16 protein-coding genes are annotated in these 14506 nt (G+C 66.9%); 10 read left to right on the forward strand and 6 right to left on the reverse strand.

Annotation, left to right across the window (positions count from 1 at the left end):
- Window positions 1-8: 8 nt before the first annotated feature.
- The 7 genes from ACIBCN_RS36400 to ACIBCN_RS36430 all read left to right on the forward strand — a co-directional run bounded on the left by ACIBCN_RS36400 (window position 9) and on the right by ACIBCN_RS36430 (window position 6053).
- Entirely contained in the window at window positions 9-1076 is a 1068-nt protein-coding gene (locus tag ACIBCN_RS36400; protein ID WP_396996478.1) for an HAD-IIIC family phosphatase, read from the forward strand.
- The gene (locus ACIBCN_RS36405) at window positions 1073-1831 is read left to right on the forward strand and encodes a thioesterase II family protein (protein WP_396996479.1); all 759 of its coding nucleotides are present in this window, start codon (window positions 1073-1075) and stop codon (window positions 1829-1831) included. Before ACIBCN_RS36400 ends, ACIBCN_RS36405 begins: the two co-directional genes overlap by 4 nt.
- Window positions 1828-2568: a 4'-phosphopantetheinyl transferase family protein gene (locus ACIBCN_RS36410; RefSeq protein WP_396996480.1), complete on the forward strand. Its 741-nt coding sequence runs from the start codon at window positions 1828-1830 to the stop codon at window positions 2566-2568. The genes ACIBCN_RS36405 and ACIBCN_RS36410 overlap by 4 nt, the downstream gene beginning before the upstream one ends.
- Complete coding sequence (locus ACIBCN_RS36415) at window positions 2565-4280, forward strand: fatty acyl-AMP ligase (RefSeq protein WP_396996481.1); 1716 nt, start codon at window positions 2565-2567, stop codon at window positions 4278-4280. The genes ACIBCN_RS36410 and ACIBCN_RS36415 overlap by 4 nt, the downstream gene beginning before the upstream one ends.
- Window positions 4281-4377: 97 nt before the next feature.
- On the forward strand, window positions 4378-4572 hold the full coding sequence (locus ACIBCN_RS36420; protein ID WP_396996482.1) for a hypothetical protein: 195 nt from the start codon (window positions 4378-4380) through the stop codon (window positions 4570-4572).
- A gap of 19 nt (window positions 4573-4591) precedes the next feature.
- A complete protein-coding gene (locus tag ACIBCN_RS36425) occupies window positions 4592-5470 on the forward strand; it encodes a helix-turn-helix domain-containing protein (protein ID WP_396996483.1) in 879 nt (292 codons plus the stop codon).
- A gap of 124 nt (window positions 5471-5594) precedes the next feature.
- The gene (locus ACIBCN_RS36430; protein ID WP_396996484.1) at window positions 5595-6053 is read left to right on the forward strand and encodes an SRPBCC family protein; all 459 of its coding nucleotides are present in this window, start codon (window positions 5595-5597) and stop codon (window positions 6051-6053) included.
- Window positions 6054-6056: 3 nt separating this feature from the next.
- On the opposite strand, the gene ACIBCN_RS36435 is transcribed toward ACIBCN_RS36430, so the two are convergent.
- Window positions 6057-6854 carry an alpha/beta fold hydrolase gene (locus ACIBCN_RS36435; RefSeq protein ID WP_396996485.1) on the reverse strand — a complete coding sequence of 266 codons (798 nt, stop codon included), beginning with the start codon at window positions 6852-6854 and terminating at the stop codon, window positions 6057-6059.
- Between the two features lie 154 nt (window positions 6855-7008).
- Between ACIBCN_RS36435 and ACIBCN_RS36440 the strand changes: the two genes are divergently transcribed.
- Window positions 7009-7863 (forward strand): MerR family transcriptional regulator, encoded by an 855-nt coding sequence (locus ACIBCN_RS36440; protein ID WP_396996486.1) that lies wholly within the window; start codon window positions 7009-7011, stop codon window positions 7861-7863.
- On the opposite strand, the gene ACIBCN_RS36445 is transcribed toward ACIBCN_RS36440, so the two are convergent.
- Window positions 7860-8774: an NmrA family NAD(P)-binding protein gene (locus ACIBCN_RS36445; protein ID WP_396996487.1), complete on the reverse strand. Its 915-nt coding sequence runs from the start codon at window positions 8772-8774 to the stop codon at window positions 7860-7862. The two genes, ACIBCN_RS36440 and ACIBCN_RS36445, sit on opposite strands and share 4 nt — an antisense overlap.
- 559 nt (window positions 8775-9333) lie before the next feature.
- On the opposite strand from ACIBCN_RS36445, the gene ACIBCN_RS36450 reads away from it, so the two are divergent.
- Window positions 9334-9927, forward strand: a complete 594-nt coding sequence (locus tag ACIBCN_RS36450; protein WP_396996488.1) for an HIT family protein — start codon at window positions 9334-9336, stop codon at window positions 9925-9927.
- 173 nt (window positions 9928-10100) lie between these two features.
- Window positions 10101-10520, forward strand: coding sequence for a nitroreductase/quinone reductase family protein (locus ACIBCN_RS36455; RefSeq protein WP_396996610.1), 420 nt, complete (start codon window positions 10101-10103; stop codon window positions 10518-10520).
- On the opposite strand, the gene ACIBCN_RS36460 is transcribed toward ACIBCN_RS36455, so the two are convergent.
- The 4 genes from ACIBCN_RS36460 to ACIBCN_RS36475 form a co-directional block, all read right to left on the reverse strand.
- A complete protein-coding gene (locus ACIBCN_RS36460; protein WP_396996489.1) occupies window positions 10521-11399 on the reverse strand; it encodes a type II CAAX prenyl endopeptidase Rce1 family protein in 879 nt (292 codons plus the stop codon).
- Window positions 11400-11477: 78 nt separating this feature from the next.
- The gene (locus ACIBCN_RS36465) at window positions 11478-12458 is read right to left on the reverse strand and encodes a glycine betaine ABC transporter substrate-binding protein (RefSeq protein WP_396996490.1); all 981 of its coding nucleotides are present in this window, start codon (window positions 12456-12458) and stop codon (window positions 11478-11480) included.
- Window positions 12455-13186 carry an ABC transporter permease gene (locus ACIBCN_RS36470; RefSeq protein WP_396996491.1) on the reverse strand — a complete coding sequence of 244 codons (732 nt, stop codon included), beginning with the start codon at window positions 13184-13186 and terminating at the stop codon, window positions 12455-12457. The genes ACIBCN_RS36465 and ACIBCN_RS36470 overlap by 4 nt, the downstream gene beginning before the upstream one ends.
- Window positions 13183-14487, reverse strand: coding sequence for an ATP-binding cassette domain-containing protein (locus tag ACIBCN_RS36475; protein ID WP_396996612.1), 1305 nt, complete (start codon window positions 14485-14487; stop codon window positions 13183-13185). The genes ACIBCN_RS36470 and ACIBCN_RS36475 overlap by 4 nt, the downstream gene beginning before the upstream one ends.
- Window positions 14488-14506: the final 19 nt, after the last annotated feature.

The following is a 14506-nucleotide window of genomic DNA, read 5'->3' on the forward strand; positions in this document are numbered from 1 at the left end:
GGAATTCGATGAAAGCAGATGTCCATAACCGTCCCCGCTACATCAAGTGCGTGGTCTGGGATCTCGACCACACCCTGTGGGACGGAATCCTTTTGGAGAACGCCGCGGTCACCGATCTCAAGCCGGGGATCAGGGAGACCATCGCCACCCTCGACGAACGCGGCATTCTGCATTCCATCGCCAGTCGCAACGATCCGGACATCGCGCTCGCCAAGCTGAAGGAGCTCGGGATCGCGGAGTACTTCCTGCACCCGCAGATCAGCTGGGACAACAAATCCGCGGCGGTCGCGACGATCGCCGAGCGGCTCGATATCGGGATCGACACGCTCGCCTTCGTCGACGACCAGGAACTCGAACGGGACGAGGTCGGCTTCGCCCATCCCGAGGTGCTCTGCATCGACGCCGAGCAGGCCGCGACGCTGGCGGACCGGCCGGAATTCCAGCCGAAGCACGTCACCGCGGATTCGCGGGCGCGGCGGCACATGTACCAGGCGAGTATCGAACGCTCGACAGCCGAGGAACGTTTCTCCGGCACCAACGAGGAGTTCCTGGCCACCCTCGGGATGCGTTTCCGGATCAGTCCGGCGGGTGCCGCGGATATCGGTCGCGCCGAGGAACTCGTGGTGCGCACCAATCAGCTGAATTCGACCGGGGTCATGTACTCGGCCGAACAGCTTGCCGCCCATGCCGAATCCGACGATCACCTGTTGTTGATGGCCGAGCTGGAAGACAAGTACGGGACCTACGGGCAGGTCGGCCTCGCGCTGGTGAAGCGCGGTGTGCACCAGTGGCGGCTGAAGTTGCTGTTGATGTCGTGCCGGGTGATATCGCGCGGAGTGGGCACGGTGCTGCTGAATCATGTGGTCCGGCTTGCCCATTCGGAAGGCGCGCGGCTGGTGGCCGAATATGTTCCCACCGACCGGAATCGGATCATGTACATCACCTATCGATTCGCCAATTTCGCGGAGCTCGGCGAGGAGGACGGCGTCACGCTGCTCGCGGCCTCCTCGATGCCGCCCGCGCCGCCACCGTCGTATCTCACGGTCGAGACGGTCGCCGTGGAGCATCGACGATGAACGCGCCCGCGATCGACGCAGGCAAATGGATGCCGTACTCGTCGGCGGGCGGCGCGCCGATGACGCTGTACTGCCTGCCGCATGCCGGGGCGGGCGCGTCGACATATCTGCCATGGCGCAAGGAGCTACAGCCCGACGTCGACGTGGTGCCGCTGCAGCCGCCCGGCCGCGAAATGCGGATGCGCGACGAGCCTTTCGAGCATCTCACGCCCCTGTTGGATGACCTGCTCGCGGCCATGGACGGTGCCTGGCGCGAGCCGTTCGCGCTGTTCGGCCACAGCCTGGGTGCGCTCGTCGCGTTCGAGCTGGCCCGTCGGCTCAGCGCGGGCGAGGGGCCGCGGCCCGCGCACCTGATCGTGTCCGGACGTCGTGCGCCGCAACATCCTTCGCGGCTGCCGTGGATCCGGATGGCGGATGATCCGATGCTGCTGGAGATCGTGCGCGGGCTCGGCGGCACCCCGGACGAGATCCTCGACGACGAGCGCATGCGGCAGCTGGTGCTCCGGCTGATGCGCGCGGATCTCGGTGTCGACCAGACCTATCGGTACCGGCCGGACCCGCCGCTCGACGTGCCGATGACGGTGCTCAGCGGCAGTGCCGACAGTCATGTGACGATGGCCGAGCTGGAACCGTGGGCCGAGTGTGGCTCGGCCGGGGTGGATATCCGGCTCGTGCCCGGCGGGCACTTCTTCGTGGTGACCCACCGCGATACCGTGCTGCGCCGGGTCCGCCAGTGCGTGGCGGGTACGCCGTGACCGTCGGCATCGTGGCGCGGCGGGCGATCGCTCCGGACGACGTCGAATTGTGGTGGCTGCGGTTGACCGGGGAGTGCGCGTCCGGCGATTGCCGGGTGCTGGCTCCCGAGGAACTGGCCCGCAGCGTCCGGTTCGACACGGTCGAGTTCGCCGGTGATTTCATTCGCGTCAGGGCCACGCTGCGGCGCGTGCTCTCGGCCTATGCCGGATGTCCGCCCGAGGAACTCGTTTTCACCATCGGGCCGCACGGCAAGCCGGAATTGCCTTGCTATGCACCGGCATTCAATCTCACGCACACCCGAGGGCTCGCCGTTGTCGCCGTCGCGGGCTCGGCATCAGTCGGGGTCGACGTCGAACGGGTCGACGCCGATTTCGACCTGGCGAGTTTGGCGTCGCGGGTGCTCACCGCACGCGAAGCGGACTGGGTAGGCACGGATCGACGGCGCTTTCTACACCATTGGGTCGCCAAGGAGAGCTATCTGAAATGGTTGGGCAGCGGGCTGACGATCTCGCCCGACACCATCGAGCTGCGCGCCGACCGCGATGGGCGCGCCGTGCTCACCGCGGTCGACGGCGCCGATCTGCCCACCGGGTACGTCCATCATTTCGGCCTGAACTCCCACTACGTCGGGGCCTTCGTCGGCGGTCGGCCGCCGCCCCGCTTCACGTTGCGCCCGGCCGAATCGGCCTGCGCCGACTCGAATCTCCGCCGCCGTACCTCAGGAGTGCAAGCATGACAACCTATTTCGCGGTCGAACCCACCACCTTGGCGCAGATGCTGACCGCCCGCGCCGCCGCCACGCCGGACAAGGTGAATTTCCACCACCTCGCTGACGGTGACGAGCCCACCGCGACAATGACTTTCCCGGAACTCGAGCGCGCCGCGCGGGCATTGGCCGCCCATCTGGCGCAGATCACCCGGCCGGGGGAGCGGGCGCTGCTGCTCTATGCCCCCGGGCTGGAATTCGTTGTCGCCTATTACGGCTGCCTCTACGCGGGCGTGATCGCGGTCCCTGTCGCGCCGCCGCAGCCGAGCAAACTGGCAGATGGACTGTCGCGGCTGGCCGCCATTGCCGCCAATTCCGGTGCGCGGCTGCTGTTCACGAGCGCCGATATCGAGCCGCTGCTCGGCCCGGTGCTCGCCGACGCCGACGGCTTCGCGGGGCTGCGCACGGTGGTCACCGACCGCATCGATCCGTCCGAATCCGATCGGTACACCGACCCCGGCATCACCAGTGACACCATCGCGCACCTGCAGTACTCGTCCGGCTCGACCGGGGAGCCGAAAGGCGTCGCGCTCACCCACGGCAACGTGCTCGCCAACCTTCGGCTGGTCACCGCGCAGATCGGCGCGGGTGTCGGGGTGGCCTGGCTGCCCACCTTCCACGACATGGGTCTGCTCAGCATGGTCACCTACCCGGTGTACAGCGACTCGACCGTTATCAGTATGTCCCCCTTGGCTTTTGTGCAACGGCCCGCACGCTGGATCTCGGCGATGTCGCGGTACAAGGCCACGCACACCGTCGCCCCCAACTTCTCCTTCGCGCTCGCGGTGCGACGAGTGCCTGCCGATCAGGTGGCGCGATACGACCTGTCCAACTTGCGGGTGGCGCTCTGCGGTGCGGAACCCGTCCGGGTGGACACGATGGTCGCCTTCGCCGAGCACTTCGGTGCCGCGGGCTTCGACGTGCACAGCCTCTTCCCTTGCTACGGCCTCGCCGAGGCAACGCTTTTGGTGACCGGTGGCCCGGCCGGCAGCGGACTCACCACCGTCGAAGTGGACCCGACCGCCCTGACCAAGGGCCGCGTCGAACCGGTGTCGAGCGGTGGTCGCCGCCTGGTGGCCAGCGGCGAACTCAACAACGCCTACGAACTCCTCCTCACCGACCCCGACACGCACATCCCGCTACCTGAGGGCCAGGTCGGCGAGATCTGCCTCCGCGGCGACAGCATCGGCCTCGGCTACTGGGACGCCCCCGAGGCATCGGCCGAAACCTTCACCGCGACCGTCACCGGCCGCGCAGGCCACTTCCTCCGCACCGGCGACCTCGGCTTCATCCACGAGGGCCAGCTCTACGTCACCGGCCGCCGCAAGGACCTCATCATCGTCGACGGCTACAACCACTACCCGTCCGACATCGAAGCTTCCGCCATGGACAGCCACCCGGCCCTGCGCCCCGACCGCTGCGCGGCATTCCAAGTCCTCGACGGCGACCAGCCTTCCCTCGTCCTGGTCGCCGAACTGAACCGGGACCCAGCCGCCGAAGAAGCCGACCGGACCGACATCGTCACCGCCGTCCGCCGAGCGGTCGGCGAACACAACGGACTACGGCTCGACGACGTGGTCTTGGTAACCGCAGGCTCGGTACCCCTGACCTCCAGCGGAAAAGTCCGCCGCTATGTAGTCCGCGAGCAATACCGGGACGGCGCCCTGACCCCCCTGCCCTGACGGGCACCGCGACGACACGCCTCACTGTGAACGGGACGATAGTTTGCTCTACCTGCGGATAGGGTCGGTGGTACTTCGAACAGGACGGGGAGCTGACATGTGGGCAGTCGTCGAGAAGTGGTATGCCGGTGCGTATGAGGGCTTCGGTGTCTTGATCACCGAGGACTGCGAAGAGGTCATCGCGCGAGACGCGGTGGTGGAGAACGACATCCGGTTGAAGGCGGGCGACCGTGTCTTCATCGACTATATCGCCGGTCCCGACGGGGCCCTCAAGCTCGTGAAGGTTCAGTAAGGCGTCCTAGGCTGGTGTGGTGCTCGACTCGCTCGACTTCGACCTGACCCCGTACGCGGGATTCGACATGGCGGCCTACGTGCGGCGCACCTATTGCAGTTGGCAAGACTCGGGCTGGCGGTCGCTGCTCGTGCAGCGCTTCGACCACGCACCGCGGGCCGAAGACTTGCCGATGCCCGCGGTGGCCGACGTGCATGTCGTGCTCTGTGTGGCCGGCGACGCGGTCATGCGCACGCACGCCGACGGGAACTCGACCCGACGGCGCTGGGTTCCCGGCCATCTGGACTTGGTGATTCCCGGCCGGGAAATAGTGCGCGAGTACCGCGCGACCGCGGCCCTGCGCACCATCCAGGTGCACATTCCCGCCGCCACCGTCGATCGTGCCGCGGCCCAACTCGGCGGTGCGGGACCGGACTTCGAAGCGCTGTCGGACGCGCTGAACGCGGGCGACCCGGTCGTCGAACAGGTCATGCGTGCCATGCCCGCGGCCGTGTCCACCGACGACACCTACGCCGAATCCGCCGCGGCGTTCCTCGCGACGCACCTGCTGACCAAGGGCAAGCACCACTGTCTGCCCGGCCCGGAACACGCGGCGGTCCGCGCGGGCATCGCCCTCATGCGGGACCGGCTGGCCGAGCCGCTGACGCTGGCCGACATTGCCGCCGAGGTGCATCTGAGCGTGTACCACTTCATCCGCGTCTTCCGGGCCGAGACCGGTGAGACGCCACACCGGTACCTCTCCCGGCTGCGGATCGAGCGGGCGCGGCGGCTGCTGTCCAGCAGCACGCTTACCGTCGAACAGATCGCTGAGCGTTGCGGATTCGCCAGTCCGGGAGCGTTGTCGTCGGCCTTCGTCGGTCAGGTCGGTGTCCGTCCGTCGGTGTACCGCAAGATATGACCGAAAGGTCGGCAATCCAGCGCATGGCCGCTGATCGGCCGCGTCGCATAGTTTCGAACTGGCGCAACAACTCTCGCGTGCGCGCCGAGCCCGCGCCACGGGGATGAACGAAAGGACCTCCGCCATGCAGAGTTACGACGCGACCGCGACCACGACAGCATCGCCGGCCGATATCTGGCCGCTGCTCGCCGACGCACGCACCTGGCCGGTCTGGTCGATCGTCGACGCTCTGGTCACCGAGCGTTCCAGCGGGCTAGACCCCGACGGCAACGACCCCGTTGGCGCGGTCCGCGCATTCCGCACCGGACGCGTCGTGACCGGCGAGCGGATCACCGGACTCGACGTCGGCAACCGGTTGACCTACGAGGACGCCTTCAGCTGGGTACTCCGCAACTACAGCGCGGTCATCGATCTGGTACCCGCGCCCGACGGCCGCACCACCATTCACTGGTACGGAACCTACACCGCCCGTTGGGGATTGGGCTGGCTGCTGCAACGCACCATGAGGCGCGCGATGCAGCAGATGGCCGACGGCCTCGCCGCCTACGCGGCGGTGCAGTCGTCCAGTGGCAAGACCGTGTAGTCGTTACGACTGTGCGAACGCCAGCAGATCCGCGTTGAGGCGCGCGCGGTGCGACAGATGCACCATGTGCGACGCGTTCCGATAGACGACGAGCTTGCTGTCCGGGATCAGGTCGGCCGAACGCCGTCCGCAGGTGTCGAGCGGGGCGAAGGCGTCGTGGTCGCCGTGCAGCACCAGCGTGGGGAGTGCGATCGCCCGCGCTTCGGCGCGGAAGTCGGCGGCCAGGTTGGCGCGGGTGCATTCCACCGCCGCATGGAGGGAGACCCGCATCCAGTCCCGGATCGTCGCGTCCTGTTCGAGTTGCGGGATGTCGCAGCCGGGCAGGTCGTTGCCGAAGGAGCGGGCGGCGTTGCCGGCCACCCAGCTGCCGTACCCGGTGCGCAGCTGGTCGAGCAACGCGGCAGCGAGGTGTGCATCGACCGCCAGATGCGGCGCGGTCGCACCGACGAGCGCGATGCGGGAAATGCGCTGCGCGCCATGGCGAGTGAGATAGCGGATCACCTCGCCGCCGCCCATGGAGTGCCCGACGAGGGTGACGTCGGTGAGGTCGAGCCGGTCCAGCAGCGCGGCCAGATCGTCGGCCAGGGTGTCGAAGTCGTAGCCTCGGCCGGGGTCGTCGGATCGACCGTGGCCGCGGCGGTCGTAGGCGACCGCCCGATGGCCGTGCTCAGTGAGGTGCAGCATCTGGTGCTGCCACATGTCGCTGCTCATCAGCATGCTGTGCACGAATACGACGGGTCGGCCGGTTCCGTAGTCACGGAAGAACAGTGTGGTCTCGTCCGAGGTGGTCAAGGAGGTCATGGTGCGTTCCTTCGGTGTCGAGGTCCAGCGAGGTGTTTGCGGCCCAGGCGTTCTCGTCCCGCCGCTGTCCTCACCCTCGACGGTGCGGCGGCCGGACAGTCAATCCCGTTGCCGGGCCGAACTCTCCCGCAGGGGGAGACCGCACAATGGCGTTATGACCGCGTACCTGTCCATCGGCGACTTCTCTCGTGCCACCCATCTGACCGTCAAGACGCTGCGGCACTATCACCAGATCGGACTGCTCGCGCCCGCCGAGGTCGACCCGCACACCGGCTATCGCCGCTACACCACCGACCAACTGTCCGTTGCGCAGGTGGTCCGGCGGTTCCGCGACCTGGACATGCCGTTGGAGGAGATCCAGGCGATACTGGCGACTCCCGATCCCGGCCTGCGCAACAAGCGGATCGTCGCGCACCTGGCTCGACTGCGGGATCAGCTCGGTCGCACGCAGCGCGCGGTCGACGACCTGCGCAACCTGCTGACCCACCCGGTGCCCGACGCGACCGGTGTCGAGTTGCGAGCTGTCCCCGCGGCCGCGGCCGCGGCGATCACCGACGTCATCGACGCCGCGGACGGGCCGGTCTGGTTGCAGGGCGCGCTAGGCGAACTGCACGCCACCCTGACCGCGCAGGGGCTCGCGCCGAGCGGCCAGGCCGGTGGCATCTACGCAGACGAGGTGTTCACCGACGACCGCGGCGAATCGACCATCTTCGTCCCCTGCGCCGGGACCGTTCGCCCGCTGGGCCGGGTGCGTCCGACCGTCATCCCCGCCGCCGAACTCGCGATCATCACCTATCGCGGCGAAGCGACCGGCGTCGACCGCGCCTACGCCACCCTCGCCACCTATGTCACGCACCACGCCCTCGGCGTGCCCGGCCCGATCCGCGAGTATTACCCGGTCGGTCTACCCGAAACCCCCGATACCTCCTTGTGGTGCACCGAAATCGGCTGGCCTGTCTTCCACACCAGCACCCCACACCGGGACGCGGACCGGCTGACCGCAGACTAGGCACCGACCATGTGCTCCCGCGCCCATTCCTCGAAGCTGGTGAGCGGAATGCCGAGGTCCCTCGCATACTGCGGGCGGGCAGGCTGTCCGGCCACGTTCATCCACTCATGCGCGGCACCCGAGCCCGGCATCCCGGCGGCGAGAGCCTGCTCCTCGGTCATGTCCGGCGCGGACAGGGGCGTGCCCAGCACCCGCGAAAGGACCTCGGCGATCTCCGTCATCGATAGGTAGTCGCTCGCCAACTCCAGCTCGACCCCGTCGAATCGCTCCGGTTCGGCGATGGCCGCGGCGGCCGCCCTGCCGATGTCGTCCACCGCGACCAGGGACAGCCGGGTCTCGGGTTTCAGGACCGTCACCAAGCCGCCTTCGATGCCGCGCGGGAACAGAAACCGCAGGGAGACAAGGAAGTTCTCCATGAAGAACCCCGGCGCGAGCAGCGTCCAGCGCGGGAAACCCGCCACGCGAACCCCGTCCTGGATCGCGCATTTAGCGCCGAAGTACGGCTCCATCGACGCCCACCGCCCTTCGGCCCACCCCGGAACCGCGGTGTGCTGGCCCGCACCGCTGACCGACGTATGCACGAATTGCCGCACCCCAGCAGCTTTCGCACCCTCGATCAGGTTGAATCCCTGAGTCACTTCACCTTCGAAGTCGAGACCCGCCGCACCCATCACGGGCCGCTGCACGGAGAACACCGCGCGGGCACCCTCGGCGGCCCGAATCACGGAATCACGATCGAGCAGATCGCCGACGACCAGTTCGGCGCCAAGCGCCTCGATCGCCTTGGCCCGCTCGGGATCCCGCACAAAAGCCCGGACGGGAACGCCCGCGCCGAGCAACGCCCGAGCGGTGGCGCCCCCCTGTTTACCGGTAGCCCCGGTGACCAGAACAGGCTCGGAATCGGTGGACATAATGCTCCTCGCACGGCGCGCATCCAGCTCAGGAGTCAGTTCGATGCGTTCGCACACATCGGGGTCGACGACGTCCTAACCCTCACCGACTGCCTGCCCGGTGGCGCACAAGGTCGATCGAATGTGGTGGCCCGCTGTCCAGTATGCGACGACCCACAGATCGCCTCAGGACACTCGCCGATCTCGAGCCCCCGCAAGCGCGGCCCGTCGCCGTCTTAGCGGCCCGTCGGCCCATTCGACAGCGCTCACGAACCCGGGCATCCAATGCACGGTGAGCTCATCCCGTTTCAACAGGACCACCCGGCCCCTCTCGTGCGGCGCCATGCGGCAGGCCTCAATAGCCGATCTCACAGAGCATCCGTACCTTTCACAAGGCCTGAACGCCTGTGGGAGGTATGGGGGGTCTGTGAATCTGGACCCGTCACGGGCTGGGGGTGTTCAGAAATGCGCGAAGGCAAGATGGGGTCGGGGACGTAAAATCGTTGGGCATCAACGGGAGTCGCCTATCTCTTCCAGCGACCGTGCACGAGCCACGCCACGAAATGGAGCAGCAGTAGTTATGGAGCCACCGAGCGCATCGGCACAACGGCCCGGAACGCTTGGTGCGAGCACGGTCGTCGGCAGGCAGACGGGGACGATCGATGCCAACGCCTACATGGCCAGAATCCAAGCCGAGAATGCCGCCGGTCAATGTTTCATCTGCGAACTGGCCGATGAGCAGACAACTCGCACGCGCGAAACCGTCGCCTATCGTGACGAATACTGCATTGTGTTCTTCCCGCCCTACCCTCGCCTCTACGCCTACTGTCTGCTCGCACCCCGACGGCACGCGACGAATGTCGTCTCGGACTTCACCGAAGACGACTACCTCGCACTTCAGCTGCGCGTCCATCGCCTCGGTCGGGTCCTCACGGAGATCACGCCCACCGAACGCCTCTACGTGTTCAGCTTCGGCAGCATGCAAGGCGTCGCACACGTTCACTGGCACCTGGCGCCGCTCCCACCCGGGACGCCCTTCCGCGAACAACAGTTCGCCGCAGTCGACAAACTCGACTACCTCGTCATCGAAAAGGCGGAGCTCGACGAACTGGCACAGCGAGTCGGAGCTGGCATGGCAGCCCTGGCCCACCCAACCATCGGCCCATCGAGCTGAAGGCGACGCAAAACCGCTGAGAAACCAGCGGCGCAAAACCGATGGGAGGGGGCAGTCGGCCTCGACCTCGTTGCGCAGGTACCCGGTACCGGGGGTACGCTTGCGGGGTCAAAAGATCGGGCCCCGGCAGCGTGGTAAGGACCCTTATGCCATCGAATTTCGCTCTCAAGACGATGAACACGGCGCATCGGGCGCTGTTGAAGGTTAGTTGCGGCAAGTTGGGCAATGATTTCGGTGGGATGCCGTCGGTGGAGCTCGTGACCACCGGACGCAAGTCGGGCCGGGAGCACGCGGTGATGTTGACCGCGCCGATCGTCGACGGGAATACCTATGTCGTAGTCGCTTCGCGGGGCGGCGACCCGACGCATCCGGCGTGGTACCACAATGTGCGGGACAATCCGAACGTCCTGGTGTCGGTGCGCAGCGGACCGCGCGTGCCGATGGTCGCCAAGATCGCCGACGCTGCCGAGCGGGCGGCGTTGTGGCCGCGGGTGACCGCCGCGCAGAAGGTGTATGCCGGTTATCAGAAGAAGACCACGCGGGAAATCCCGCTGGTGCTGCTGAGTCCGGCCGCTGACCCCGCGTCGAACTGATCAGGTCGGCGGTTGCCGTAGCACTCTGCCGGGACGCCGGCAGAGGATAACGGCACCGATCACGTTGGCCGCCAACGTCAGCACGCCCTGCTCGCCGAGCCACAGCCAGGCTTGGGATCCCGAGGTGTGCGGGTCGAACACGGACTGGATGACGCTGTTCCAGGACGCGTGCAGCAGCACGGCCGGCCAGATACTCCCGGTATCGAGCCGGAGCCGGGCGAAGACGTACGAAACCACGGTGACCTGCACGACGAACAGCACGGCGATCACCGGCATGGACCCACCATTGCCGGTGAGATAGCTGCCGCCGATGATCAACGGCAAATGCCAAGCCGCCCAGATCAATCCACTCACCATGAGCGGCCGAGGAACGCCGGCATCGATGAGCCGGGTGAGCAGATAGCCGCGCCACCCGAGCTCCTCGCCGAGCGCGAACACCAGCCCGACCGCCGTACCGAGCACGGTGCCGACGAGCAGTTCCCCAGCGAACGAACCCCATCCGCTGGAAGTGCCTGCGGGGGAGGTGAAGTGGGCGAGCCCGCTCGCCCACCCCAGGCCATACGCGGCGGTCGCGATGCCGACCGGATAGCCGAGCGCGATCAGCAGCGCCCACCCACTGCGCCGGCCCAGCCGCAACGAGATATCGCCGAACCCCTCCCGCAGCATCAGCCGGGTGGCCAAGGCCGCCAGACCCGGTGCCCACATGAGCACGAGGATCCCGATGTCATTGCGCGCGACAACGGCGAAAACCATAGCGGGCGCCGACAATACGACCAGCGCGACGAGGAAGACGCCGATGCCCCGTCGTGCCTCTCGCCGCCGGTCCGGCGCCACCTTCGGCGACTCCGCCTGCTGATCCTCGCGTCGCCCGGGTGTCATGTAGGCACAGTAGGTGGCGTCAACCAGCCGGGTCGTCACCCCGGAGAACGGTATTCCCCTCCGGGACAACCCTGACCCCTACGCGACCAGCTTCTCCTTCTTCAGCCAGTCGTAGGCGACATCGGCGGGATCCTCCCCGTCGATATCGACGCGACCGTTGAGCTCCTGCATCAGCTGATCGGTGAGATGTTCGGAAATCGTCCCGATCAGGTCCCGCAACTCCGGATGCCGATCGAGGACGGCCGCACGCACGACCGCCGTGCCGCTGTAAGGCAGGAAGAACTTCTTATCATCATCCAGCACAACAAGATTCAGATTCTTGACCCGCCCATCGGTGGTATAGACCATCCCGAAATTGCAGGGCGCACCCTTCGCTGTCGCCGTGTAGACGACCCCGGCGTCCATCCGAGTCACGTTGCCGGACGGAACACCATTGGGATCGTTGTACGGAATCCCGTATTTCTGCAGCATCGGAATGAAACCATCTGAGCGACTGAAGAATTCATCGTCGACACAGAACGTTCGATCGGGGACCGGCAGCCCGGCCACATCGGAGAGCGACTTCACGTGCAGCCGTTCGGCATTGGGCGTCGACGCGGCGAAGGCGTAGGTGTCGTTGAAGTTCGCGGGCGGCAACCACTCCAGGTTGTTTTCGCGCTTCTCGATCTCGTGCACCCGCCGCCAGAGCTCGTTCGGGTCCGCGATGGTCTCGGTCTCGTTGTGGTAGTTGACCCACCCGGTGCCGGTGTACTCCCAGAGAATATCGGCGTCACCGTTGAGCTGAGCCTGCCGCGACGACGCGGAACCCGGTGCCCCGGTGAGGTCTTTGACCTCGGCGCCCGCCGCGGCCAGATAGGTCGCGGTGATCTTGCCGAGCAACACCCCCTCGGTGAAGCTCTTCGAGGTGACGACCAACTTCGCGCCATCCAGCGGTTGCTTTCCGTCCGGCAAGTGCGCCTCATGGAACGTCCCTGATGAACTCACCAGACCACACCCGGCGAGCAGTGCGACGACGAGCGCGGAAATCAGCGTAACCTGTTGGACCCGCGTCGATTTCATGAGATCCCTCGCGGCGTCGCGGCCAGCTCGACGAGACGCCCGAGCCAGTCGATGATCAACGCGAGCAGCCCGACGAGAATCGCGCCGGAGATGAGCAGCTTGGGCAGGAACAGCGTGACCCCGGTGGTGATCAGCGTGCCGAGGCTGGTCGCCCCGATGAACGTGCTCAGCGTCGCGGTCCCGACCAGAATGACCAGCGCCGTGCGCACCCCGTTCAGGATCACCGGCACCGCCAGCGGCAACTCGACCTGGAACAATGTCCGCGCCCCCGAGTATCCGATCCCGCGCGACGCCTCGATGGTCCGGTGATCCACCTGCCGCAGCCCGACGATCGTGTTCTGCAGAATCGGCAGAATCGCGTACACCACCAAACCGACTATCGCCGTACGGAATCCGGTGCCCAACCAGAACGTGAACAGGACGAGCAGCCCGACCGCGGGCGCCGCCTGACCGATATTCGCGACATTCACCGCGATCGGTTCCAGCCGTTTCAGCGCGGGCCGCGTCAACGCGATACCCAACGGAATCGCGACCACCACCACGATCAGCGTCGCCACCACGGTCAGCTTGATGTGCGCGAGGATCGTGGTCTGCAGGTTGTCCCACCCCAGCGACGCCTTCTCCGTCGGGGTGAACGTCGTCGACCGATACCAGAGGAAGTACCCGATACCGATGACGCCGATGATGATCGGCTCGAACCACACGTCGATCGGCACGCGGCGACTCATGACGGCTCCGCCGATCCGGGTTCCTCGTCGGCCGCCACCACCGGTGTCGGCGCCGGATCGGTGCCGTCGACGTAGGTTTCGTACGAGAGCTCGGCCTCCGCCGAGCGCACCTCGGCGAGCTTGGCCTGGATCGTCTCGGTCACCGAATCGATGCTGAGCGAGCCGACCACCGCGCCGCGACCATCGGTGACCAGCGCCGCACCCTGGCTGGCGGCCAGCATCGCATCGAGCGCGTCGTTGAGCGTCGAGGAACGCGCGACCACCGGCAACCGCCGATCCAGGAAGTCGGACACCTCCGGCTTCGTCGCCACCTCCGCCAGCGACGGCCACGACCGCGGTCGTCCGGCCTCGTCGACCACCACCACCCAGGTGTGCCCGGCCGCCTTCGCGCGTCCGAGCACCGCCTGCGCCGACTCGCCGACCCGCGCGGTGATCACCTTGTCGTACTCCACATCTCGCACCCGCGACACGGTCAGATACGCCAACTTCGCGCCGGATCCGACGAACTCCTCCACGAACGGGGTCGCCGGATCGGTGAGGATCTCCTCCGGCCGCGCGTACTGCTCGATGTGCCCACCTTCGGACAGGATGAGCACCTTGTCGCCGAGCTTGGTTGCCTCCTCGAAGTCGTGCGTGACCACCACGATCGTCTTGCCGAGTTCGTGCTGAATCGCAATCAAGCTGTCCTGCAAGCGAACCCGGGTAATCGGATCGACCGCACCGAACGGCTCGTCCATCAGCAGCACCGGCGGATCCGCCGCGAGTGCCCGCGCCACGCCGACCCGCTGCTGCTGACCGCCGGACATATCCTTGGGCAGCCGGTCGGCGAAGACCCCCGGATCGAGCCCAACCAGATCGAGCAGATACTCGGTGCGCTCGGCGATCCGCTTCTTGTCCCATCCGAGCACCCGGGGGATAGCACCCACGTTCTTGGCCACCGTCCAGTGCGGGAACAGCCCGCCGGACTGGATGACATACCCGATCGACTGCCGCAGCTTGTCCGGATCCTCCCGCGTGACATCGCGACCGCCGATGAAGATCCGCCCCTCGGACGGCTCGATCAGCCGGTTGATCATCTTCAGCGTGGTCGTCTTGCCACACCCGGACGGCCCGACGAACGCGACGATCTCGCCCGCGTCGATCTCGAGGTCCAGCCGCTCGACCGCGGGATCGTCCTGGCCCTTGTAGCGCTTGACCACCCCGTCCAGCGTGATGGCCGCGCCGGTCACATTGCGTTCCGCGCCAGGAGCGGGCTGACTGGTCACCTCCGGCCCACCCGTCACCCGGCCGCCACCCCTCATGGAATCGCTGCGCGATGCT

Origin of the sequence: Nocardia sp. NPDC051052, from assembly GCF_044456045.1 — a bacterium.
Taxonomy (GTDB): domain Bacteria; phylum Actinomycetota; class Actinomycetes; order Mycobacteriales; family Mycobacteriaceae; genus Nocardia.